Source organism: Nocardia mexicana NBRC 108244 (assembly GCF_001613165.1).
GTDB classification, from domain to species: Bacteria; Actinomycetota; Actinomycetes; order Mycobacteriales; family Mycobacteriaceae; genus Nocardia; species Nocardia mexicana.
Window position 1 is genome coordinate 112210 of sequence record NZ_BDBV01000036.1, and the last position, 25371, is coordinate 137580.

Here is a 25371-nt window from a genome sequence, read left to right on the forward strand (position 1 = left end):
TCAACTGAGCCGGAGGTCCAACTCCACCGTCAGCTTCCCTTCCCGTATATCCTGATCGAACTGTTCTGCATATGTTTCCCGGTCACGTAGCAGCCCTCGAATTTGTTCCGCGGTATCAGGTCCGGATGGCCCTTCAAGACTGTCTACTATGGACAGCGATACCTCGTCACCGAACAACTCCCGTATTTCAGCCAGCCACGGCCGTAGGCTTTCATTAACCTCCTCCGCCCGGCGCGCCGCGACCTCCACGGGAGTATCGTCAGGCCCCATTTCGTCCACCGGCGCGCCTCGCCGCAGCAGTAGCACCAGCTTCCACAATGTGACGGCCATGTCTTCGATCCGCGGCTGCGGCGCCAACCAGATCGTTCTCGTCCGCCAGTCGACTAGGGACTCACCCACATTCGGCTTCAACCGGCGCTCTTCCTTCGGCAACCAGTGCTCTGCGGGGACCGCCTCCCGGCTGGTGAGTAGCCGGGTGCGGTCCTCTACTTCGGCGAGCATCGAGCGCACATCCCCGGCGGAGATTCCCAACTGCCGACCCAGTGCTTCCGCACCGTGCTCGGCGAACCCGAATACTCGTTCCTTCCACTCCTCGCGGCCAGGGAAAAAACCAGGCCGCAGTTGCTCGGACGGGTCCGCCGTTCCCTTCTTCACGATTCCCCGCGGGGCACGCTGCTCCTGCTGCGCAGCGCCATCGTCCGGGATCTCCTCCGGATCTCGCCGAAGAACGTCGAGCACGTCCGTCATGTTTCCGGGGACAGCAATGCCCGCCAATTCGTCGCCAGCGACGACGTCGGCTACCAATTTTCGCAGCAGGCTCTCACGTTCCCGGCGGAGCCGGTTAATGACCATCTCGACAGTTTTTGGCGGATACACGATGTCGTGATGCGCGATTCTCTCGAACTTCTCAACGGCCCACGTCGTCTTGTCGTCATACTGACGATCTATCCACGCCTGCGCTATACCGTCGACGAGACCGGCCCCCAACAGTGCCGCGTCTCCAGCACCGGATCCTCCTTGGCCTCGGCTGGCGAGCCCACGCTCCACGCCTGCACTGCCCGTCGCTACCCCTACGTCGTAGCCACGCGATCGCGCAAGCATCTCGCTGAACGGGGAAGCATGCCATTCCGTCAACCAGGCTTGGAACAGGTCATGCAATCTCGGTACATCCTCATGGTCGACCACGACGAGCATTCCCACGGAAGCGTACTGTTCGGAAATTGGTATCATCATGGTTCCCGCGCCAGGAACACCCAGCACAATCAGCAGAAACACCCGACGTGGCGGCAGATTTCCAGAACGCGCTATATCGAATTGAACAACACCGGACCTGCCGATCCCGTCCATATCGACCTTGTATTCGACGTCGCCCTTCGCCTGTTTCAGCACCTTCACGGCGTCCTCAACCTGTTCTCGCAGCGGGCGGGCGGCCATCACAGCAGGTTTGGACCACTCGTCAGCGCGTTCTCGAAGTTCGGGCCTGTCCTTGTGCGCGTTGGCACGCTGTTCCAGCCGTGCTGCAGCCGCGCAGATAATGCTGTTGGTTTGGCGAAGCGAGAGTTCCCAATCTTCGAGGAGCGTACGAATGGTGCCCCGGGGCGGCGTATAGGCCTTCCCCCGATTCCTCAAGGTGCTCTGCTCCTCCGCCGTGTTGAGGATCATGTCGAGAAACTCGTTCGTCAGGGTGATCCCCCCGTTCGTGAGTCCCTGGAGGGCGAGCGCGGGGTTGCCGAACAGGGCGAGCAACCCAGGTGCTATGTCCTGACCTAGGGCACGCAGCGTCCCCCGTCGAATCAGCTGTTCTACCGGCACGCCGTGCATCAACCGCTGGCGAGCGAGCACATCACCCAGGGTGTGATGCACCCTCTCCAGGTCGGTCTCCCACAAGTGTTGTCGCCACGGTGCAGGCAGCCGGGCGTCGATGAGCCGATGCCGCAAGCCCCCGGTCGACGTCGCGCTGCGGTCGTAGCTGGCACCCGCCAACGACACCAGCGGCACGTCGTATTCCCTGTCCGTGTTGACAGAAAGGGCGAAATGGGTTTCCAGCGGACGACCATCATCCATTTCTGTGCGAATCGTGACCACCTGGACATTATCGGCTCCGCCGGCTACATCCTTCCGCGGAACGCCCGCAATCTCGTCCACCGCCATCTCGCTGAGGCTCTCGACCCTTACACCGTCAATCCCTTCATGCCTTTCGACCCATTCCCGGAAGTTACGGGCTACCACCGCGAGGATATCCTCACCACCCGCGAGCATATCCGTGGACTGGGGGCCCACAGGCACTCCGAAAGAGGAAAAAATCGCCTGCCACTGTTCACGCTGAGCACGGTTCAGCTTCAGAGACTTTCGCATCAGGGCCGGACTCAGCCCGGTGGAAATATCGCCCCCCAGCCGCCTCTGCACATCATAGAAGACTTCTTTTCTCGTGTAGATCCTTGCCATTTGGACCCACAGGTCCACAGGGATCGCACCGAATTCACCAAATAACCGTGCCAGGATAATGGGTGCCGCAAGCGGTGCGACCCCAAGTATATTCGCCAATACAAGCGTGGCAGGGGCGTTGATGGCACTCACGATCGCCGGTTGCTTCGCCCCTTCTCCCAGTTTGGGTAGTTCGACATATGCGCTACCGACCGTAGCCAGCAAACCGCCCAGCCTCAGGTGGATCGTTCGCGCCAGTTCCTCGTCGGTCGCCATGGCCAGCTTCCGTGACAAGAGAATCGTGAAGTCGAACGTGTCGAGACGATCCGTGCCGTCTCCACCCGTGTCGCGAGACACGATAAGAGTATTCCCTCCGTCACCCTCAGACGGATCGCGAACCCCGAACTGAACAGAGAGGATCAACTGCTTGGCAAGCTGATTGCCCAGCATCGGAATCTTGAACGTACCGGCCTCCTCATCCGGCCCCGGGGTGCCCCGCAACAGTTCAAAATGAGGCTTGAGCGACCGGTTTTTCCCCAGTGCCGGTACCAGTAGATCCAGGGTGTCCTCTCTCACCGCCTGAATGACCCTACGCATCGTGTCTTCTGCCCGCTGCTTGAGCCGGGTCTGATCGTCCTCCGACAGCTGCTGTGCATCCCCATCCCCCGGCGGCTTGAAGTCCAGCGGCACCAGGCCGAGAGCTTTCCTGACCGGCTCGAATACTTCCGCAATCTGATATTGGGACTCGGCAACCTTCCATGCCGGCGGCGGTATTCCACCCGCTGTCACGGCCTCGTTGACCTCGGCCCGCGTTACCCGCTGTATCTTTCGGGTCTCCGCCGCGTATTTGAATGGTATCTCACCGATGTGGCGCACCGCACTGCCTGCCAATAGACCGGCCACCGCCCACCAGAAAGGACCGAGATCGAGATCGAGCAACGCCGACACCAGAGTTCCCGAGACGATTCCTGTGGTCTCCGCGGCCGCGATAATCGAATTGCGAAGCGCAAAAGCCTTCGGACTCGGCTGCCGAGACTTATATCCCTTGCTGAGGAGTGATCGGATTCGCTGGTCCATTTGATCGTGAATCTCTTCCCGGCTGGCATTCTTGCCGATTGTGAGAACATACTGCTCTTTCTCGATCCACTCGGCCCGCACTACCTCACCGTCCGGCAACTCTTCGGTACGAAGCGGTATCGTAGGCCCCGCCGTCAAGAACCAGCGGTCGGAAAAAAACGACACCTCGAAGGTGATGCCTTTCTCCGGATTCAGCGCACTCTGCGGATCGGGCTGCGGAAACTGATCTAGATCAAAAAAACGTGCGATCACAGACCGCGATTCAGTCAACCTGGCACGAACCCTTGTAATCTTGCGAGAAGGGGCTTGGATACCGCCAATTTTCGCATTATGCATCCATTCGATCGCATAGGCCAACGCGGGGTCCGAATGCTGGTCGAGCGCACGGTAGCCCTCGAGCCAGTACATCATCAGCGGGGTGAATCTCGGCAGCCTGGGGTCCCTTCCCATTCGCAGGCACCGGATTCGCCGCTCGGCTTCCTTGCCCATGACCGAATTCAGTTGGAGACCGTGACGCCAGCCCACCATCCGGCCGTCGACGAGCTGGGGTTTTCCACTCACGAGCTCACGGATTCGACCTTCGTTCTTCGCCAGGTCCGAGAAGCATCGCTTGACCTCTGAGAGTTCCGCAGTCTGGCTCACTCCGGATAGCGATTCGATGTGGGGAGCGAATTCCTTTGCCCACCTCCGTCTCACCCCGAGCGCTGTATTGAGGTCAGCTACGAGCGCTATGTTTTCCTCAATTCTGTCGGCCAGTTCCGTCAAGGCGTTCACATCCTCCGGATGGCCCGGCCACCTCACTGGCCCGCCGCCTGACAGTGCACGGCCGAAAGCACCGCCCGTGGCATATACCGTCCCGAGGGTGCGAGGGCTATCCGGGAGTAACAGCTCTCGCCGCCCTACCTCACCGTCCCGTCCTCGATCGCCAGAGACGTATTCGGCCTGTGAGGAACCTCCCCACGGCGATGGTCGGCCAGCTTTCTCCGCCGGTGGCTGCTGGCGCCTGTCGCCCGGTCGCGGAGGCACCAGCGCGCTGCCACCATCGCCGTAGGTGGAGTGAGCGTCACGACCCGGACCCTGTTCGGTGGCCGATGGTCCTTTGGTCTTCTCGTACGAATTCGGCTGCGCCGTGCCGCCGGGTGCGAGGACTTCCCTCCGCACATTAGACCAGGGCGTCGCGCCCGTCCGGGGGGAGAGACCGCCTCGGTCGGCGATCGCTGCCGGTGTGTCCGGCTGCGCAGATGCGTCGGACCCTGTCGACGCGCCCGGAGTCCACGGAGTCCGCCCAGTGCCCGCCGAACGGCTTGGCGTTGTAGTCGCCGAAACAGCATTCAGCGCTGGACCCGCACTGCCCCCGGCACCTGGACCATCCTGCGCCCCAGCTGCCGACGTCGCTACCGTATGGGACTCCGGGCCTGGTTCGCGGGAATCAGCAAAGTCGCCATCGTCCTCGTCCCGCCGCTGCAGCACAGCGGTGACAACGGTGCCGTCACGGATGCCAAAGGTTCCGATGACGATCTGCGTCGGCTGATCGGAGACCGCAGTGTCACGCAGTTCCGCAAGAAACATGCCGGTGAAGGGGTTCGTGGCATCGCGCTCGAGTACGATCTCGACTTGATCGCGGCGCAGCCGCTGTCCGGTCGAGCGATGGTGGATGTCAAGCGCGATGTCCTTGGCCGAAAGCGCAACCTGGTCCCAGTGCACCTCCGGGTTCTCCTCGGCAAGTTCGCGGATCCGAGCCTGCTCGTCATCCCGGATGGCGGCGGTCACCATGTGTTGCGGAACCGCGACATTCGGCTTGGCATCGAGACCAATGGTTCGAAAGACCGCGGCATCGGCGAGCGCAACCCCCGCGAACCCCTCCGTCCGGGCGGTCGCTCCGATCAGCCCCCGCGGCCACTGCGGTTCACCATCCGGCCCTATCAGCACCTTCCTCAGACCGAGATCCTGCGATGCTCGGTCGGCGCAGCTAGCCACGTCGCCAGCGGAACCGCTTCCACGAAGTTCAACGGTGTACACATAATCCGGGAGAATGTCTCGAATCAGACCCGTATTCGCCTGCGGCACTACATGTTCAGGACGTATCGCCGCCATCGCCGCGCCGGGGTCAGGGTCCGGAGACCCATGCTCATCCAAGCCATTCTCCGCATGTCGCGATGCCGACGGGACTGGCGGCTCAGGCATCTCTTCCGCTCGGAGTTCCGCAGCGGGCACACGCAGACTGATTTGGTCCGCTCGTCGTCGAGCCTCCCCTGCGTTGCGAAGGGGCAGAACCGAAGGCCCCGACGCGCCGGGGGTGTCCGGTCCCAGTTGCCGCTCTCGGAAGGCGGCGGCGAACCGTTTGGCAGCTGCGTAAGCTTCGGTCGCTGTTTCGTCTTCGTCGCGTCTGAGCAGTTGCCCACCAAGCCTGCGGGCCATCTGAGCGTTCTCAGCGCGGAGCTGGGGATTGTCCAGCGTCCACGTCGGCGGATACTCGTGGCCGGTGGCAGGGTCACTGAATCCCGCGTTCGCTATGAGTCTGCGCGCAAATGACTCCATTACCGTTTGCTCCGACGGTCTATCGTCGATCATCGGGCGATGGTCGGCCAGCTCATCAATGATGGCTATGCCTTCTTCAATGCTGCGAATGCGCCGGTTGGCGTCCGCCAGCGCACGGCCGAGCACTCGGCGACCCCTGGGGTAGCGTTCGGAAGTCAGGTCCTCGATGGCCAGCGCCATAATGCCCACCAGGTATTCCGGGTCAGCGAGCGTCTGCAGATCGACTCCGGCGATCGCTTGGACGAGTGGGTCCGGATCGTCTTTGCCACGTTGGCTTGGGGGGTCCTCATCGAATGTCGTGCCGACGACCATGGCATGTATACGGTCGGCTCTGCTCGAGTCGAAACCGAGAGTTCTAGTGTGCGCACGCGCCAGAGCGGCCGAACGTCCTTCGTCGACGCCCCGGCCGTTACCGTAGACAGAGTCGCTGTAGGTCTCGGCGATCACCGCATCCAGACATTCCTGCGGACTGAAGTTGCCAACGACCAGATGCCGCAACAGATGCTCTACATCGTGTAGCAAGTCGAAGCCGTTGTGGTAAGTCGCGGGGACTCGGAATTCTGCAAGTTCGAGATCTCCGATGATCTGGTTTACCCGCCCGATCCTCGGATCGCCGTACAGCGTGGACACGATGTGTAAACCGTTGGCCGCCAACTGGATCGCACGATGTGCGTCGGGATCGTCATCGAATGACACGTTGGACAGCACTCGCTCCACGGCCTCGACCTGGTGCACCAGGACCTGTGGGTGCAGCGGAGGTTCACCGGGATCGAGCAGGCGGCGCCGGATCTCGGTGGCGTCATGCCGATCCTGCACCGTGTCCCGCTCCTGCAGCTGGGCGTAGATATCCGGCAGTCCGGCGACATGCAATCCGCCGGGTGTGCGCCATGAGCGGCTCCGCACACCGGCGTGTGAGGGATCTGCTGCCGTACCCTTCACCACGGTGCAGTTGCCATTGACCAGACAGTCCGCACCGTCAGCCGACTGCTGCTTCGACCATTCCGGCTGTCTTGACAGATGCCGGTAGTCGGCGTCGGAGACAGAGATTTCCACACCCCCCGGTGCCGCTGGGGTACGGCCGAAAGCAGCGGCGACGGCGGTGGTTCCGAGCACCACACACTCCTCGGCGATTCGGTCGCCGAGCAGCGGACGAATATCGGCCTCCCAGTTGACGTGGTGCACGGTCGGCGCCGGTGCGGTGTCCGGGGAGGTCACCAGGTGCGTCAGCCGCTGCAACGCGGCCTCGGATTCAGCTGTCAGCTCGTCCTCGAGCTGTTCGAGGTTCTCGTAGAACAGGTGCAGGAACAGCCGACCGACGAGTCGGCAGTCACGCTCGCCGAGCGAATCCAGAGCACGATCCCAGTCCATTGCGGTCGCAGAGGTCAACCCAGTGGCCCACTCGTACCGATCCGCGGCCCAGGCGGCGAATTCCGACATCCAATGACCGTCCCGCCCGCTGCTCAGGACGTCGAAGGCCTGTGTGCCGTATTCACGCCAAACGCGCGCTACCCGCGCCGGCGTCCGCGCGTCGATGTCGGCTTTCACCTTCTCGAGAGCCTTGGCCTTCTTGTCCTCGAACGTCTGCCCCTCTACGAGCAACTTTGTCAGCTGCTCCCCGTCGAACACATTCTGCAGCAGATTCGACTGGTCATGCCGGAACACCAGCGGGAACAAGGTGCCGATGTAGTTTAATGCTCTGCGCGCCCTTTCGCGCATATGCTGTGGAAGGATTACTCCCTTACGGGCGTAGTCCTCCAGTCCTTTAATTTCGGAAACAATCGATTCGAGATTGAATTTCTGATCCGGAAAATCCTCAGGGTCGAAAGAATACGCTTTTGTGAATAGTCCGTCCTCCAGAAATACAGACAGAGGCGGGCCTGGCGTAAATATCGCAATATTTCCGATCGTGGGCGCATTTTTCTCAGCCATCCCCAGCACGCGGGGGGGCTGCACGTCGGTGCAGAAGACGGCAACGTTCACGGGGTCTCCGCCGCCCTCCAATAGCCTACTGGTGACCAGCAGTGTGCTGTCCTCGTACAAAAGATCAGCGATAGCCTGCCGTTGATCCTCGTCCAACAGCGCACCTACATCGATGAACTCCTTCTTCGCGAGGAAATTATTGATGTCTCCCAGCCTGCTGAGATCGAGGCGCTGTCCGAGCTCTATGACTTTCTGGAGGTTCGTCATATTTTGCAGGGTGGTCAGGGCTTCGCTGTCCACCAGAACCGTACCCTGCCACCGCAACCCTGCCTGCTCCGCTGTCAGATGCAACCACCAGCCTTCGCTGGGCGCCGGGAATTTGGGCGGGTCTATCCTGCCGTCCGAGAATCTCCGTGGCACCCCACCTGAGTCGATCAGCACGGCTTCCTGGAGTTCGCGAAGCGACTCGAGTGTGTTCGCAGCAAAGGTGCCCTTATTGGCCTCCGGGCTGCTCACCACTTCGACATATGCAATTTCGGTGTCCGGCTTGTAGATACTGTTCTCCGGAACCTTCTCGAAATACTCCTCCCAGATGATCCGGAGTTCTTGCATCAACAGTTCCGCATAGTCGGTCGGCTGATCGGTGTCCCCTTGCGCCTGTTCCCGGAACGCATGTGCATCGAGACGGTCGTTCAGCTCGTTCTTCCAGTTCTGCAGCCTCGGGGTGGCAACAGCGCCGTCGGTGTCGTGCACATTCGACGGCCGCCACCTTTCCACGGCTTGACCGGGCGGTACGGCCCCCTCCGGACGGCCGGAATCCGAGTCCGCGGAGTCTGGCGGCGCCTGATCGGAGCCGTTGACGGTGGCGGGTTGCGCTTCCACGACCACGCTGGGGTCCAAAACGTGCAGCGACTGGTGCTCGGGCCGGGCAGGATCGCCGATGGTGTAGCCGCGGTATCCCAGTGCGGCGGCGAAACAGTCCAGATCACTGTAGATCGTCCACGCGTAGCCCAATTGCCGTATCAGTGCCTGGTTGTCCGGTGCCGCCTGTTCCTGGGCGGCGATGATCGCGTCCAGGACCAACTCCTGCATGGCCAGGAGTGCATCGATATCGGGCAGTGACGCGATGTCGGCAGGACGCACCGCCACACCTATAACAAGGTCGTCGTTACCATCCGCAAGACGGAGCGCGCGTTCCCGAGACGCCCATACCCGCGTCCCGTTCTCGACGTTCCTGCGAGCATTCGCAGTCTCACCACCGTCGCTGTCGGATCGCGCTGTGCCGAGCGGTGTTTGGGTCGTTGCGGTCGGGACGCCAGCGCAACGATAGTAGATGCGGCCACCCGCAGCTTCGATCTCCTCGAGGTGCGCGGGATCGGCCACGCCCGGGTAGCGAGTGAGGCCCCGCGCGCGGCAGACGCTCGCCCGCGCCGAGTCCGGATCGTCAGTCAAACCGGACAGATGGTCGCTCAAGCGCTCGAAGTCCAAGCCCTCACCCGCGTCGGGATTGGGAACCGGGCCAACCTGTTCCACGATATGCCGCAAAGTCTGACGAGCCCGATCGATCGCCGCGAGCACGACTTCCGCCTGTGATCCCCTCATCTCATCGTGTGGCGCAAGAGCTTCCGTCTCCTCAGATGATTCGTGCGCCTTCGGCTCGGGCCTCGAGGACTCATCTGGACCGGGTCGGGGATGTCTTGCCGAATCACTGTGAGCTGCTCGGCGCTCATCACCCGATGGCGTGTGATGGGCAACACTCGGGGTCCGGTCGTCCCTCTCCGCGGAGGAGCTCGGAGTATCCGGGGAATCCTGTTCACCGTCAGGTCGACCGAGCAGTTGGACTGGGTGCTTGCGACGCCGGGATACGGGATCGTGTGCGGGCGCGAGTGTGCCATTTATTGTTGTGAAGTAGGCATAGAATGCTTTCTTATATTTTACATAGGAGGGTTGCCATTTGTTTTCGCCATTTTCGTCGCCGTCATAGTTGCGGACGTGGAGGAGGTGTTGCTTGCGTCGGGTGGCTGCTGGATTGTTGCCTGCGGCAGGGTCGGTCAGGTCGTCTATGAGGGTGTCGAAGATTAGGACCTGACCCTCGACCTCAACGACGTAGTGGATATGTCCGTCGACGGCGATAGCGGCTCGGTCGATATTGTTGTCCGGGTTGCGGATGGTCTCGACAGCAAGGCCGACGGGTTCCGCGCCCTTGGTCTTCATAGGACGGAGCTGGGCACCGAGGGTTTCTTCCGTGATGCGCCAGTTGTCCCGAGCTTTCCATCGAGGATCGGTGTCGACAGGTTGGGGTGCTCTATTGTCACCCAACGCCTTGTGAACTCGTCCGATGTGGATGGCGCAGTTCCTTATTACTTCGGGGGCAGGGGCTTCCGGTAAGCCATTTTGTATCGCCGGACTCTGCTGGGCGACATTACCTGGCGCCTCTCGTCGCAACATCCGGTCGGAATACTCCAACCATCGGTCATTGGACTCTAGACCGGCATCCCTGTGCAGCGCCGCTTCTTCCAGATCGTCGAGTCGTTGCGCCACCATATCGAGATATTCTGCCAGAGAATCCGTAACATCCTCTGGGCTCCATTGTTGCATCTGAGCGTGTAGGTACAGTTTGATCACAGCATCCAGGGAGACAACATCGATCGGATCCTCCCCATGATCTTCGGCATCCTGTTTCAGGATCGCGAGGTCTTCCCGCAACTGCCTCGGGGATAATCTGCAATTCAGATGCAGCCTTGCTGCCAACTGGTCGCCGCGCCGCTCTAGTTCGGCCAGAGCCTGTCCCTTCCTTGCGGTGTTCGGAGGCACGGCCACTTCCTGCGCGGACTGCTCCAGCAGCGTCAAATTGTCCAGTACCGTTCGGAACCAGTTCTGGCGGTTCAACCGCGCGAATTCGGGCTCCAGATCCATGATTCGTCGGCGGTCCGCCGCCAGTTCGGCCAGCGGTATGTCGTGCACGATCGGTGTCCTGCCGTCTGCGGTGAAGCGCGAGACGAACCCGTCGATATTCCAGTCTGGCAGGAAGAGAAGACTGTTGTCGTAGCCAAAGACGTCCGCACGGCGTTCACGGATCCCCCAGTTTTCGTTGCCGTGACGGTCGAATGCATGGATCAGGAAGTCCCCCTTTCCGAGTCTTCGCCCGCTCGGCGTATCGAAGTGGCGTCGCCATGCCTTCGGTTCCCCAAGCGAGTTCGCGTCGGTCCCCGGAATGAACTCCATGGCAATAACCTTCTCGCCGAGGCGCACCACCTCCGGCGCCGGTGCGCCGACCGCCCGCAGGACAGCTGCTCCCAGCACCTCGGCGTCGGCGTGCTCGATCTGACGAACTGTCTTCTGTATCTCCTGGAAGCCGTTGTGGTAGGTGACCAGTTCGATCTTCTTCGACGCGTTGACATGGTCGTTGATCTCAATCTCTTCACGTGGAAGCTCGCCTCGCCGGGCGGCTTCGGCCCTCTTCTGCGCGAAGCTACGTTGATCAGGGAGCTTGTTCATCCACGCGATATCCGCCCCGTCGATGTAGTAACGGATACCAGGATCGAAGCTGGTTTGCCTACCGGATACCGGTTCGACTGTCAGCTTGCTATACTCGTCGATCTGCACTCGCCAGTACTCGATCGGGATACCAGCCTGCTCCCACTGCTGCCGAAACCCCGGCTTGACCACATCCAGCAGGTACTGCTGATTACGTAGCGGGGAGGCAACCACGACGCGCGGCGACTCTCCGAAGACGAATCCAACGCCCTCCGCAATAGGTTCGGCATCCTCGGTCTCCAGCACCGTCCTGGCAACCACTATGGCCAATGCCTGACGCACCTGCGCCGCGTACCAACTGGCCGTATCGATGTGCTCGGTCGCCGTCTCGAACCGTTTGACCATGGTGCGCACCCGCTCGTTATCGAGGAAGACCCGAACGGCGGCGTCATTAACGGTGAGCCCCCGCAACACCGCCTCGTCACGTGCCCGCTGGCGGCGCACCACCTCCGCCACGTCGCGCGCGATTTCGGGCACGGACCGATTCGTCACATCGATACCGAGGTGACCGGCCGGGCGCAACGCATCAGTACGTACTTCGGCGGCATGACGCGCGGCATCCTCGACGACCTTGCGCACATCCGGCGGCAGCGGATCAACGTCGACGTTGGCCTCATCGATTCTCCGGGCTAGATCTGCCAGATATTGTTCGACTCGTTCCGGTGCCGCCCCGGCAAGGTCCTCGGCAGCATCCAAGGTGCGACGTTCATCCGCCTCGTCGTCCGCAGTGGTTTCCCCCAACCGCAGTGACCACTCCGGTGGGGCAGGATTCGGATCCCCAACCCCCTCCACCACCCGACCACCACGCCACACCGCCGCCCACGTCTCCACCGTCTCCCCCCGAGAACCACCCACCAACTCCGCCAACGACACCCGACTGCCCCCAGGACCGACGAACCACTCCGGCCCCTCATCGTCAAGGCCGTAACACGTGACCAGCCACCCATCAACGGTGAAAACCCAACCCCCGTCACCGCTCTCACCCACATACGTCAGCGCAAACGAATGACCACCCACACCACTCTCATCAACCGGCTGAATCACCCCTTCCCGGTCCACAAACACGCGCCGGTCCACAACCCACGCCGTCGACCCCGGCCCCGCACCCTCACCACGAACCAACGCCTCAACAAGCCGGCCATGACCTGTCATCTCGCCATCCCACGCAAACCCCTCCAACACCGCACCACGCAACGACGGCCCCAACGCACCCACCAACCACCCACCCGACAGCTCCAAAGGCCCCGCTGGCACCCCGACCACCTCAACACGCTGACCGTTATTCACCCACGCCAACGACCGCACACAACTATTCACTTCTTCGCCAGACCAAACACTCGGCGAAACAGTGGCCTGGTTTGATCCAGGCGGGGCCGAAACATAGCTGTTCGCGGTCAGCCGTGCGACGGTATCGGCGATCGCAACCAGCTGTCGTTGCTTCGCCTGCACTCCTATCCAGCGCAGCAGACCCTCATCGATGTCCGCATCCGGATTTCCCTCGGTGGCGTCCTCCCGCAATCCCTCGGCGATCAAATTGTCCAGCTCGAATTCCCACTCTTCGCGCCGTTCCTCGGCTGCCCGCAACGCTGCCGCGTCATGCTCGTCCGTAGCCGCGGACATCATTTCGACCTCGGTGGCCAAGAGACCATATCTGGCTATCCATCTCACCAGGCGCGCCGACCACTCGGAATTACTCGCCGCTTCGGCTATCGCCCCAAGATTTCTCTTATCCCAGTGCGACAGGTTCTCATTCACCAGTTCGACCGCCCGCGACAACGCATGCGCCGCAGGCACCAGGTCCAGTTCCACGCCGAGCAGTTCCGCCATCCGCAGCCGGGCCGGGTCGGCATGGGTGGTTACGCCGACGGCCTCAGGCACGGGGTCCACAGCCGCCACAGCCGCCAGCCAAGGCCCATCGGCCTGAACCAGACCAGGCTCGGCCCGCGTGGCGAAACTGTAACGGTATGGGGCACCATGCTTGTCGACGAATTCCCGCTCCTTATGACTCACCCACTCTCTCTGCACGACGAAGACGCTGCGTGAGGAGTCCCAGTACAAAGCTGTGCCTTCGGGGAAAAGCACATACTCGAGGTCCCCGGCATTCGGGTTCGGCGGCACACGATAGGCGATGGTGAAGCCACGGTGGAGTCGCGTGCCAAACGCGGTATCGAAGTCCTCAGTATCCAGTTGGATGGCGAGAACAACGGGTCGTGTCAGCCGTCCTTCCTGCAGCACGCTGTCGACTGTCTCGATGGCGCCCCGGATCGGATCGTCAGGTGTTCGGGCGCCCGGTAGTGTATTCAGATACGCGTTGGCAACGGCGAATCCACCGAACGGGTCATTGCCATCCCAGCCCCAAACCTGTTCCAGCGCTTCATGTCTCCCGGGTTCGAGCGGAGTCGACCGCGTGTAGTCATGTCGTGCCTGGGATTGTGCAGCGTCCTCGAGCCGATCGACATACCGGCGAATTTCGGCAAGCGCCACCACATGTTTGGCCGCCGTGGACAGTCCTGCAAAGACGTTTTCGCCGACTCGTAGACCTGAACTGGACAGTATCCGTGCCAGTCGTCGAACTTCGAGATCCGCATGGCGGGAAGCGTTGTGGAGAGGGTTCTGTGCGAGATCACGTTTCCGCACGGCGGCGTCTATTCTCGCGGCCAAGGTGTCGACATCGGCCTGGTCGGTGCGGTCGGCAAGGAGTTGCAGCGCGGTCAGCTGTGCGACGGTATCGGCGATCGCGACCAGCTGCGATTGCTCCGCCTCTATTCCGATCCTGCGCAGCAGACCCTCATCGGTAGCAACATTCGGATCTCCCTCGGTAGAGTCCTCCCGCAATCCCTCGGCGATCAAATCGTCCAGCTTGAATTCCCACTCTTCGCGCTCTTCCACGGCTGCTCGCAACGCTACCGCGTCATACTCGTCCGTAGCCGCGGACATCATTTCGACCTCGGTGGCCAAGAGACCGTATCCGATTATCCATCCCACCAGACGCGCCGACCACTCGGAATTGCACGCCGCTGCGACTATCGCCCCAAGATTTCTCTCACCCCATCGCGACCGGTTCTCATTCACCAATTCGACCGCCCGCGACAGCACATGCGCCGCAGGCACCAGGTCTGGCTCCACGCCGAGCAGTTCCGCCATCCGCAGCCGAACCCGGTCGACATGCACGGGTACTTCCTGCCACGGCACCTCGATCTCAGCAGCCAACAGGTCACGATCACTTCGCAGCCTTTGACGAATCCACTCAGGATTCTCGCGCAGCACGTAAGGCGGCTCGGGCAGCAACCGGGCATTCCTTGTAAGTAGGACATCAGCGTCGGCGATGATCAACATACTTTGCTCCAGCGCGCGGACGTATGCCTGTGCGGCGGTTGAAAGAACGTCGAGACGGGACTGCTCGACTGGTGCCGCGGACAGCCGGGTGAGCAATTGGCCGATATCGGTCCACGAGTGCAGTACCGAGGTCGGATCATCGATCAAACCGGCCGCTGCCGCGGCGAGCTGTTCGGCTCGCTGCCGAACTAGCTGGTGCATCTCCTCGGCAAGCCGTTGCAGCTCGGCGCGCGTCGCGTCAGGTATCGGTAGCATCGGCACCTTGTGCCTGTCGTAAACGACTGCCTGCCTGGATATCAAACTCCCCCCGCGTATTTCCGGCGGGAAGTCGTGAACGAACGAACCGTTATTTTCGACGACCACGATGTGACGATTATCGTTGATCAACACGTAGGTGTAGTAATTGTCGACGTCACCGGAACTGCGATAGGTGTCGGTGACCACCATCATGGCACCAGACCCCAAGCCATGCAGGACCCCTTCGATGGCATCGGGATCACGGAACACGTGCGGCCGGTGGCCGAGTGCCGCAGCCACCTCGAACGGCGGTATCACACCATCACCGGACATCCGCACCGGCACCAGAATTTGCCCGAGACCTCCGGGTCCGGGGACCAAAGAATCAGAAAGCCCGGCCGCAACTACAATCGCCGCAAGAGCATCAGTGGAGGCCAAACCGCCCGCGGCGACGGCGCTGCGGGCGCCCAGCGCCCGCTTCAGCCACAAGCCGAGATTCTGCAGGCTCGCTCGGGTCGTTTCGACGGTGGTCGATAGCTCCACCAGTTCGGTCAATCCATGATCTCGCAGATCCGCTGTATCGAGCAAGTCAGGATCGCGGCCCAACCGACCAGCCGCGTCCTGCAATGCCGAACGGTGACGGTGCAACGCCAGCGATTCCTTCACCAGTCGGCCGTTCATGGAGCACAGGTCACGTACCTGATCGACGACTTCGCCACTCGCCTCCACTATGGCCGAGTAGATCACCAAGAAATCCGAAAGCCTGGACTCCTGCGGTTCAATCCGTGAGTGCGGCATCACCTGGCCGCCCTCGATGGTCACCGCGAAGTCCCGCGCTTGCAGCGACGACGGCGCGTCCGCATGATTTGGGTATTCGCGTACCCGCGCGTCGATCGAGTGGAGCGGTCGGCCGGCGCGGTCGTAAAGGACAGCGTATACACGGGTGGCATCCGACCGTGTACCGCCGCCCGGTGCGTTGTCGGTGGTTGCGGAGGCCACCACACTCAATGCACCGTCTTCCCGGGTCACCTTGACAACCGCCTTCCGGCGGCCGGTCAATACGTACCTCGCGGTTTCACCATCCGGACCCTTCTCCATCACCAAGGCCGACCCTCCGGATTTCAAAGCGTCGACAAGGGATTCCAGCCGAACAGCCACCAGCCGCCCATGTGCGCGTGCCTGCAGTTCAGCATCGGAAAGGTGAGTAATCGGGCCCCCGATGGTGTCGACCGCATCCTTGCCGTGAAGATCGGCCAGGGTCTGCAACGCCGCGGCACCATCTTCGACCCCGTCGCCGGGCGCTCCTGCGGCGGGCAGCGCCTGCACAGTGGGTGCGGTGAGTGCTGCGTCCAGCTGGTGCGCGGCGCCGTTCAGATCGCTGGAAGCGAGCAACTCACTCAGTTCGAGCAGCAGTAGTCGCAATCGAGTTCCGCGAGCCTGCGCAGCTTTCGGTGACAATTCCCTGCCACCTGGCTGCTCCGCTGCTTGTTCCTCGTTGTGCAATAGGGCAACCACGCGTTCCCGGATCTGCGGCAAGGTCTGCACAGTGACCGGCATGTCGAGCCCGACGGCCGAGGCATTCTGGGCGATAGAGGCCAGACCAGAGACCTGATCCACCATCGCCGTGAGGTACCGGCTGCCTACTTCGTCCAGTGTCCGCAGAGCCTGCTGCATGGCGCCGTATGCCTCTACGTCACCAAACCGATCTTTCAGCCCTTTGATTTCCATGTTCATCAACGCTGCCGCTACCGACATCTCCGGCGAGAGCCCTGCCGCGTCGAAGGACCTCAGTAGCCGCGAAAGCCCGGCCCGCAGAGCATTTTGCCTTCCCGCCAGCTCCTTCAGACGCAGTGTCTCGATGTCCAGCGGGCGTGAATGTGGTGCAGGGTCAGACGCCGACAGGGCGAGGCCGGTCAGGTCGATAGCGACGGCCCGGTCGACACCACGTCCCTGCTGTACTCCCGATGCCGGGCTTTGCTCATCCGGGTTATCGAAGGGATCGGTCTCATCGCGCCCGAACCGGATCGCGACTGGGTCGATCTGATCGCCGGGCGTTGACCCAACATTCCGTTCGAAATGGTCAAGCGGCTCACTGTCCGCCGCTGTGGAATCGGTGTCCGCCGTCAGGTCTTCGAACAACGGCACCCACGGACCGTTCAACTCGGCGAGCGGATGCAGTACGGGATCAGCGGCAAGCCGCTCAGCGGCGGAGCGAACTTTTCGCGTAGCTTCGCGAAAACGCGTGTTCTCACGATGCGCCTGAGACGCAGTCCCCGATGACGCAGACATGTCGAGGGGGCGCGCCCTATACCATTCCCCCACCGCCGCCCCGAAACGCTGCAGGTGCTCGCGTTGACGAGGCAAAAGCCCGTCAGGCAGATCCCTGCCCAACAGATTGGCGAACGCGTCGACCTTACGCTCCTGGCTCCTCCAATCATCGACCGCCGACTGCGCCTCCGCCCGCGCAGCCTGCTCGTCCGGACCGGGCACGCCGTGCTCCGGATGCTCGTTGTCATCCTCCTGAGCAGGTGCGTACTCCATCTCCGCGTACTTCATCTCCGCACGGTTGAACTCCTCCAGCGCACGGTCTCGAGGGGCCTGCCGGTCCCGCTCACGCGCTTCCCGCACACGAGCGACCGCAGCCTCCATCTCCTGCCGGGCTTCGTGGCAAACGATCAGGGCGTCGAGCCCGTCCCACAGGAGTTCCTCTTCGATCGGCTCGGACGAGCTCGGTCCGACGCCGCCCTCCGACACCGACGGTTGCTCAGGAATAGGCCGGACCATCGCGATTTGGGGCGTGGTGATGCCGTTGAATTTTTCGGTGTGGGTTGAATCGCCGACCTGCCGAAAACCGTAGTTCTTGTATACTTCGACGGCCTTTGTCCCTAAAGTTGTTCCGACCTCGATCTCGACATCACCGAGATAGTTAAGCGCTCTGCGCATCAAGAGGCTTCCGACGCCGGCGCCATGCCAACGCGGTCGCACGTACCAAGCCTTTATCAGTCCGGCGACATCGTCTCGTGTGGCAACCCAGATAAATCCGACAATCTCACCGTCAGCGGTCTTCGCAACGAACAATCCCGGATCATCTCGTGCTACTCTCCGAGTCCACTGCCAAGATTCGGCTGGGGCGAACCGTTCGAGGAGAAATCTGTCGAGATCTTCGTCCGCACCGAGCAATTCCCCGAGGGCGGCCCGCGCCCCTAGAACGTGTGTGCGTGCGATGCCAGGTCCGTCACCATCGGCGGCCTGCTCGACAGTTTCCACAGGTGACGTCGAAATATCCCGCTCCAGCAAATATTCGGGCGAAAAGAGCGGAAGGGCACCAATCTGCAGTGCTCGTGCGACTGCCGCAGCTCTATTCGGAACATCGAGCAGTTCAAGGATATTTTTGATGTGGTTTTTTACAGTGTATTCCGACAGGTTGAGCTCTTCTGCTATTTCCCTATTCGGCATTCCTTCTGCAATCAGACTGAGCACTTCGACTTCTCTGGCGCTCAGCTTACGCAGTGCAGGTTCGCCGCTGTATGTAAGGTCTTCGATTTTGAGATGACCGGCGCGAAACGCACGGGCTACCAAGCCTGCTTCAGCCTTGATATCGAGCTTTTCACCGATCTGCGCCAACAATCTCCTGACGCCAATTCGTGACTGGTAGAGTAACGCTGCTATTTCGTTTTGGGTGTAGCCTTCCGCGACCAGGCGTATCACCTCGACCTCACGCTCGGTCAGCCGAGGGGCTGTGTCGTCCCGAGCTGGCTTGCCACCGCCATCCTCAGCAGCCAATGGACCCAACGCAGCGATCACTGGAGGATTCTGCCCAGGAACGGATACCGTCGCTGAACTTCTACGCCCAGGTTGGTGCACAGCTCCAGAATCATCGGTCGAGTCCCAGACGTCGTCATCCTCGTCATATGTCGCGGGCGGTGTCGTGCGCGGGGCAGTACCAGCGGCACCCATCTCGTCCCCGTCCCAGGGAAGTCTCCGAGACTCCCGCGCAATCATCTCTTTGACTGCCTCATATGAGCCCCACACCTCCGATGAAATCGAATCTGCGCCGTCCCGGTCACGCTTGTACTCCACATGTCGCAGATACAGCGTTGCCTCCCAGCCGCCCGGTACGCTGATTCGGGACCCACGCCACGACACACTATTGCCCGCATGCTGGAGATCTTGTTTTTGCCCGGAGAGCTCCAGCCATCGTTCGTATTCTACAATATCCTCGTCGGAGAATCCCCGAGCACGACTGAATGCTTTCCAATCATCGGCCAGAAGCATCTGCTCTTCATCACTCAATGGTCGATAATTGAGAAGATAATGTGGATCCAGACCGCCCTTCTTTTCCTTGGCCGCTACCGCCGCCATAACTCGATGATATTCGGCACGGAAATCCTCGAACATCATCGTCGCGGGATCGGTCCCCTGCGCGCTCTCGCTTTCGCCGTTAGGCTCCGGATCCGCCTCGGTCTCATCGGAACCGAACCGGATCGCGACTGGGTCAATGTGATTGCCGGGCGTCGGCTTACGTTCCCGGTTACTGGGTGTGGGGTTGGAGGCTGAATCGGTTGCGGTGCTGGGTGGTTCGGTAGCCGAAACATGGCGATGCCCTGGTGTCGAACCTTTCTGTACGTGGTCTCCGTGCCGCGGAGTAGCGTCCAGTGTCTCGCTCGGTACAAGGCGAGCCCACGGGCTAGCGTGGAGTCTTACCGTGACCTGATCGCTGGGACCTTTGATCTCGTCGGGTTCAGCTCGACTCATCCCCTCCCAGTCCGATCGATGGAGCTCGAACCAGACCGCCTTTCGCCAGCCTGCCGGATGGTACCGGAGAAGATCGACACCCGAACGAATCCAAGTCCAACTGTCGATTTCCTCGACCGGGCCGGGCACTGGGGCAAGATCGACCTCGGCATCGAAAATATTCTTCGTGTCGAAGACCGCGACACGAAGCAGATCACCGGTAGTTTCCGCCACCACCTGCACTTTGCCATTGGTGTATTGCCCCGCGTTTGCGACCATTTTGTAGAGCATGTCCTGGGCGTCAACCACTTTCCAATCAAGCCAGCCGGGCAGTTGGTCGGCCAGCCAGAGCGCCGCCTCTTCCTCCGACAGAGTCGGAGACCCCCGCTTCTCGCGCACAACCAGCTCTGCCCGCCGCGTCGAACCATCCGCCCCAGACACGCTCCTGGCTCGAGGCTCAGCGCTGTCCCAGGTAAGCGCAGCGTTGTCCTCGCGCCAGACTGCCCCTGACACAGTCATCCATGAGGTCAATCGGTCTTGAAGCTCCCGTCGCACGGCGGCCACCCGCTCCGGCTCTGCACCTGGATCGAAATCGCGGAGCCAGACCGTATCTACGCCACCCACACGCCTCATCACCAGTGTGACCCGGCCGGGTCGACGGGGATTGCTGCCGCCAACGAGGCCAAGTGTCAATGTCACCGCGACACCGTCACCTTCAGACTCCATGCCGACGAAGTCCACCCAGAAGCCGTCACCATGTCCGACGAGTAGCCGAACGAGGTCGCAGCCACGACGCCTGAGCACGTCGTCGAACGACACCTCCGCGAACTCGTCCCGCCACAACAAACCCTGCGGCGCATTGAACTCGATTGTCGCGAGATCAAAACCAGCCAGAGCAAGGTCGAACCGAATAGTCGCAGCGATCTTCGGATCGGGGGCCGCATTCTTGAAGAGTCCGCTGCCCACATCAATCGTGGTGGGCTTCCCATCGGACATCCACCATATTCCGAAGCCACCTACCCCCAGCCAGTGTTCCCCCTGCTCGCCTTCCCCCTGCTCGCCTTTCCCCTGCTCGCCTTCCTCCGACAGATAGGTTTGGTAGGCGCGCTGGTGCGGACCTCCGGTGTAGTAGTCATGAGCGGTCCGTCCAAGAATGAACGCCTCACCACTCGCACTCGCACGATAGGGCCCATCATCCGGATCCTGTCCACGGAAAAACACTCGGGGCCGCCCGTCAGGATAATGCCCATCCGAGTCCACGCGGAGTCTGATCGCCGTAGGGTCATGGTAATTCTTGAATTCCATTCGTTCGGGGGCCACGGTGTCGTACTCGACATCACTCGGCACGGGATTGCGCGGTTCACGTAGCATCTCGGCGATATTGCGGACCGCATGTTCGGCGATGCCAAAGTTCTCGCCGGTTTGCGCGAGGCGTCGTTTCCGATCGGTCGCAGCAGCCAGCACCGCGGCGGCATCGTCACGAGCCTTGGTCGCCGCCAACAACTCCGAGATCACGCGGAAGTGGTCGATCAAGAACGCCAGGCGCTCCCGACCAACCCGAACGGTGTCCCACCTCCCTGCCAGGACGAGCAGCTCCTCCAACTCCTCCAGCAACTGGGACATCTCCACCAGCGCGCCATAGCGCCGTGCCACTTCGGAAGACTGTTCCGGGTCTCTGGTTGTCACCGAATCGGCCGCTGCCGAGGCGGCCGCGACCTCCCTGAAGATTGTGCTGACTACGGCATGCAGCCACGCCGGCTCCTCGGGACGCAGATGGTCCGCGGGCCGAGTCAGGATCGGAATATCCGTGTGCGGGAGGGTCTGTGTCCAGACCTGCGCGACGGCGGCGAGAGCCGATTCGAGCCGGACCTCTGCAGCGTCCTGCCGAGCCTGCAGGACGGCCGGTGTCCCTTCCCGCAGGCCGTACTCGTAGGTGGCGTTCGCCTCGTCGGCATCGTCCGCGCAGGCCAGCCACGCAGACATCTGGTGTGCGAACTGCCCGAGCAGCCGCAGCCGCTCCGCCGAGACCTGCCCAGGCTCCCCTCGTGCGGCCACCAGCTCATCGATAAGGGCAGGTGCGTCATTCAGAACAGGATCATCCGCTGTGCCTTCCAGTCTCGCGGCGACCGCGGCACGCAGTGCCCGCAACTGTTGTATGTCAAGGGATTCCGCGTTGTGAGGGTGACGGTCTCTAGGTGGGTCGTCGCCGGGGCCGAATTCGATGGCAGTGTCGGGTCCGGGGGGGTCGTCCGAGATAGCGGCTCCGGGGCTTTGGGATCCCGCCGCAATGGTTTTCTCTGTCGCGGCGATTTCGCGAGCGAATCGGTCGTCCCATCCGTCGTCGGGCTGGGGCGTGAGATCGGTGACTCCGGCGCGTGGTGTCGCGAAAGCGGTCGATCCCGATGTCAACGCCTTGGTGAACTTGGAGAGCAAACCCTTCGATGTCCGTGCGCTCAGTTCGGAGAACCAATATGCGACGACGTTCTCGGTACTCCGGCCATCACTGTCGCGCGGTTCGGCAATCACCCAGCGCCCGTCGGCGTCCATCGCGACCGGAACGGTGATGCGCATGCCGCCGACGATGATCTCGGGCATCCACGTAGCGACTTTCCGTCCATGTCGCAGGGGGTAATGGGTGGCGGCAACCGTCCACTCCCGGGTTGCCAGACTGCGGGCGACCTCCTGTGCGCTCAGTGGTCCATTTTCTTCGAGCAGCGACGCGATCTGACGTTCGAGAGACTGTTCGTACCAGGATCTTTCGCGTTCGGCCAGGCGTCGTCCGATCTCGACAACGGCGTCGGGCTTCAGCTCACCGATGCGAGAGCTTCGGTGGCGAATCTCATCCGGCTGATAGAACGCATCCGGCCCGAGACCCGCGAGCCACTCCGGGAAGGTGGTACCTCCCAGCAACTGGCCCGGCTTTCCGGTGGCCGCATCGGAGTCCAGGTAGGACGCGCGCATATAGGCCTCGAGCAGTGCAGCCGCGGGCTCGTCGTGGTGCAATTCATCCAGCTGAGGATCATGAGAATCGCTTGGACGCTCGTACAGAACATTGTGATCCACCGTGCCGTCCGGCTTGGGTATCAGCTCGACGTACCTGAGCTTGAACCGCCGCCGGGGTGGATAGACATCCTGGAATTGCGGGTGATTTTGGGCGAATTCGCGCAGCACTCGAGCATGGCGACCTTGTGATGCCGCCACAATCAGGGTGCTGTGCCCGTTCCGACCGCGCTCCACCGCGACGTGCGGACTCGCCTGGAATCTCTCGATATCGAACCGCGCGTCATCAGCCGACCGGCCCTCGAAATACGCCGTCGCCATCGACGTGTCCAACTCCTCGGACATGGCCTGCATGCGCTGCCGCGCATTCCGATACCGATCGAGAGGTTCGCTCAACAGCCGAACCTCTTCCTCACCGCGTTGGATTCGATCCAGCACCACCGGGTCGGTCGACTCCGGTCGCGCGTCGTCCTCTGCCGCCGTTCGCAGCGCAGTGAGTTCCGCTTCGCACCGCGCTACGGTCCACGCGCGTGGCGCCGGACGTTCCGGGATCGGCAAACCCACTCGGCGCAGCAGCTCGTCCTCGGCCCGAATACGTTCGGCTGCCACCTCTTTCGTGACTTGCCCCAATTCGTACGCCAACCCGTAGACCTCATACCGCAAGGTGCCCAACTCCGCTATTCGCATACGAATATCGGCAGGCGATTGTTCGGCGGTCGCGGCGGCCTGCGCGAGCGTGCCGCGGTGGCCGGGCTCGGCCGGCATCGGCTCGCTGAAATCGGGGGTTCTGTTTGTACGCGGGTCTCCAGTGATGTTGTCGCCAGGGCGAATCGGTGACTCGTCGAGTGAGGCGTTCGGCGCATCTGACGCTGCGGGTGGGGCGGGGTTCCGCGTGCCCGATTCCTCGGAGGTCGGCTGACGGACCTCTGTCGCGGTGCCGTCGTCTGAGGATGGCCGCGCCGACGACTCGGTTGCGTCCGCGTCGGCGACTGGCGCGTCACTCGACTGCTCACGCTGCGGTGCGGGGTCGGACTCGTCGGGGTCGCCCAGGATGATGGGGAGTGGAACAGCCTCGGGCGCGCGGAGCTGGTCGAGTTGCTGCCAGAACATCGGTGGGAACGCCGACCTGCTGTCAATTGGTCCGGGCGGCACTGACGCTGATGAATTGTCGTGGGGCGCTTCCGGTTCGGGCGGCTCCAGGGTGAGGTCCGGGGATGATGCGGTGGCATTGCGCTGCGCGTGGAGCCGCACCAGCTCATCGAGCACGAAACCGGTGTCGGGATTCAGGTCTGGTGATTGCAGTTCCGCGTAGGCGGCGCGGTCGGTGGGGGACATAGCGCGCCATGCCACGGCCAGGGACGCGGCCGGGCCGCCCGAGACGATGCTGGGGCCGGACGCGGCCGGGACCGGGCCGCGATAGTTCAGTTCCGCCAGGGCATTGCGCTGTTCGGCTTCCTCCAGCACCTTGGCGTACGGGATGTCGCGAAGCAGGGCCTGCAGGACGTAGGCGGGATGAGTGGGATCGGCCGGTGCTGTCTTGCCGAAGGCGTTGTTCGCCTCGGCCAGCGCTTCCGCCGGATCGAATACCTTCTGTGCGCCCAGCTCGAGTTTCTTCGCGGTCAGCCCGAGCTTCGTCGCATCCGGGTCCAGAGCGGCGCGACGTAGTATGCGTTCCTCGCCTGTCTGTATCCGGTGCCGAGCGTTGTCGCCGTGTTGGCGAAACCATGCGTTGTATACGGTCTCGAGGTCAACCCATCCCCGTCCGTCTTCGGTTTCCGGACGACCGTTGTCGGCCGGGCGCCGCGCACTGTGAACCTTGGCATCGTCTCGACGTGAGATTCCGGAAGCCCGCAGCCATGCGTCGAAGTCCGCACGGTTCTCGAATCTGCTCAACCACGATTCGAAGGCCTTGAACAGGCGGTCTTCCTCTACGTTCCGAGGCTTCTTCCTGCTGCTGCTGTAGGCGTCGAGCTGCCCCAGCCAATCATCGAAGTCGGTGTCCGGCGGCAGCGACCCGAACCTTTTGAATTCGACGAAATGCGTGTACAGGAAGCCGAAAGCCCGCGCCTCTTTCGAGTCCTGGTAGTTCTCGTCCTCACCCTCGACAGCCCCGTCTCGCAGATGAGCAATCGGCTTTTTGTTGTAGAGCTTCTTCCGGGCAGCTCGATCTCGAAGATGCGCCATCTCGTGGCTGATGGTGTCGTAGGCGGGATCGCCGGTCGGGGCCATCAGGCGGCCCGCCTCGACATCTTCCCGCATGGTCTTTCGGAACTTCTCCGGGTCACTGAAGAGGGTCTCGTTCAGGACCATGAAGGTTGGTGCGGGGCCAAGTCCGCCCGGGGTCCAGATGCAGGCCCCTACCTTGCCGCGCAAGGGGGCCACGAGTACGACGTCGAGCTTGATCTTCTGGCCCGAGGCATACCCATCGACTATCGCGTTCCTGATCGACAGCGCCGTATCGACGGAGATCCCCGGCTTGTTCAGCCCGAGCACCTTGAGCCCGTATGGCTCCTTGGACAACTGGTCGGCAATGCGCTCTTTTTCCTTCCGGTCATCTGCGGCCTTCCT

1 protein-coding gene (only partly in view) is annotated in these 25371 nt (G+C 62.1%); it reads right to left on the reverse strand.

Translation table 11 applies throughout. From position 1 onward, the window contains the following. Positions 1–25371, reverse strand: partial view of a GNAT family N-acetyltransferase gene (locus tag NM1_RS15360; RefSeq protein ID WP_068019996.1) — the 3' portion only. The gene runs 6429 nt beyond the window's last position; the window shows 25371 of its 31800 coding nt (coding positions 6430–31800); its start codon lies off the right edge, out of view; its stop codon occupies positions 1–3.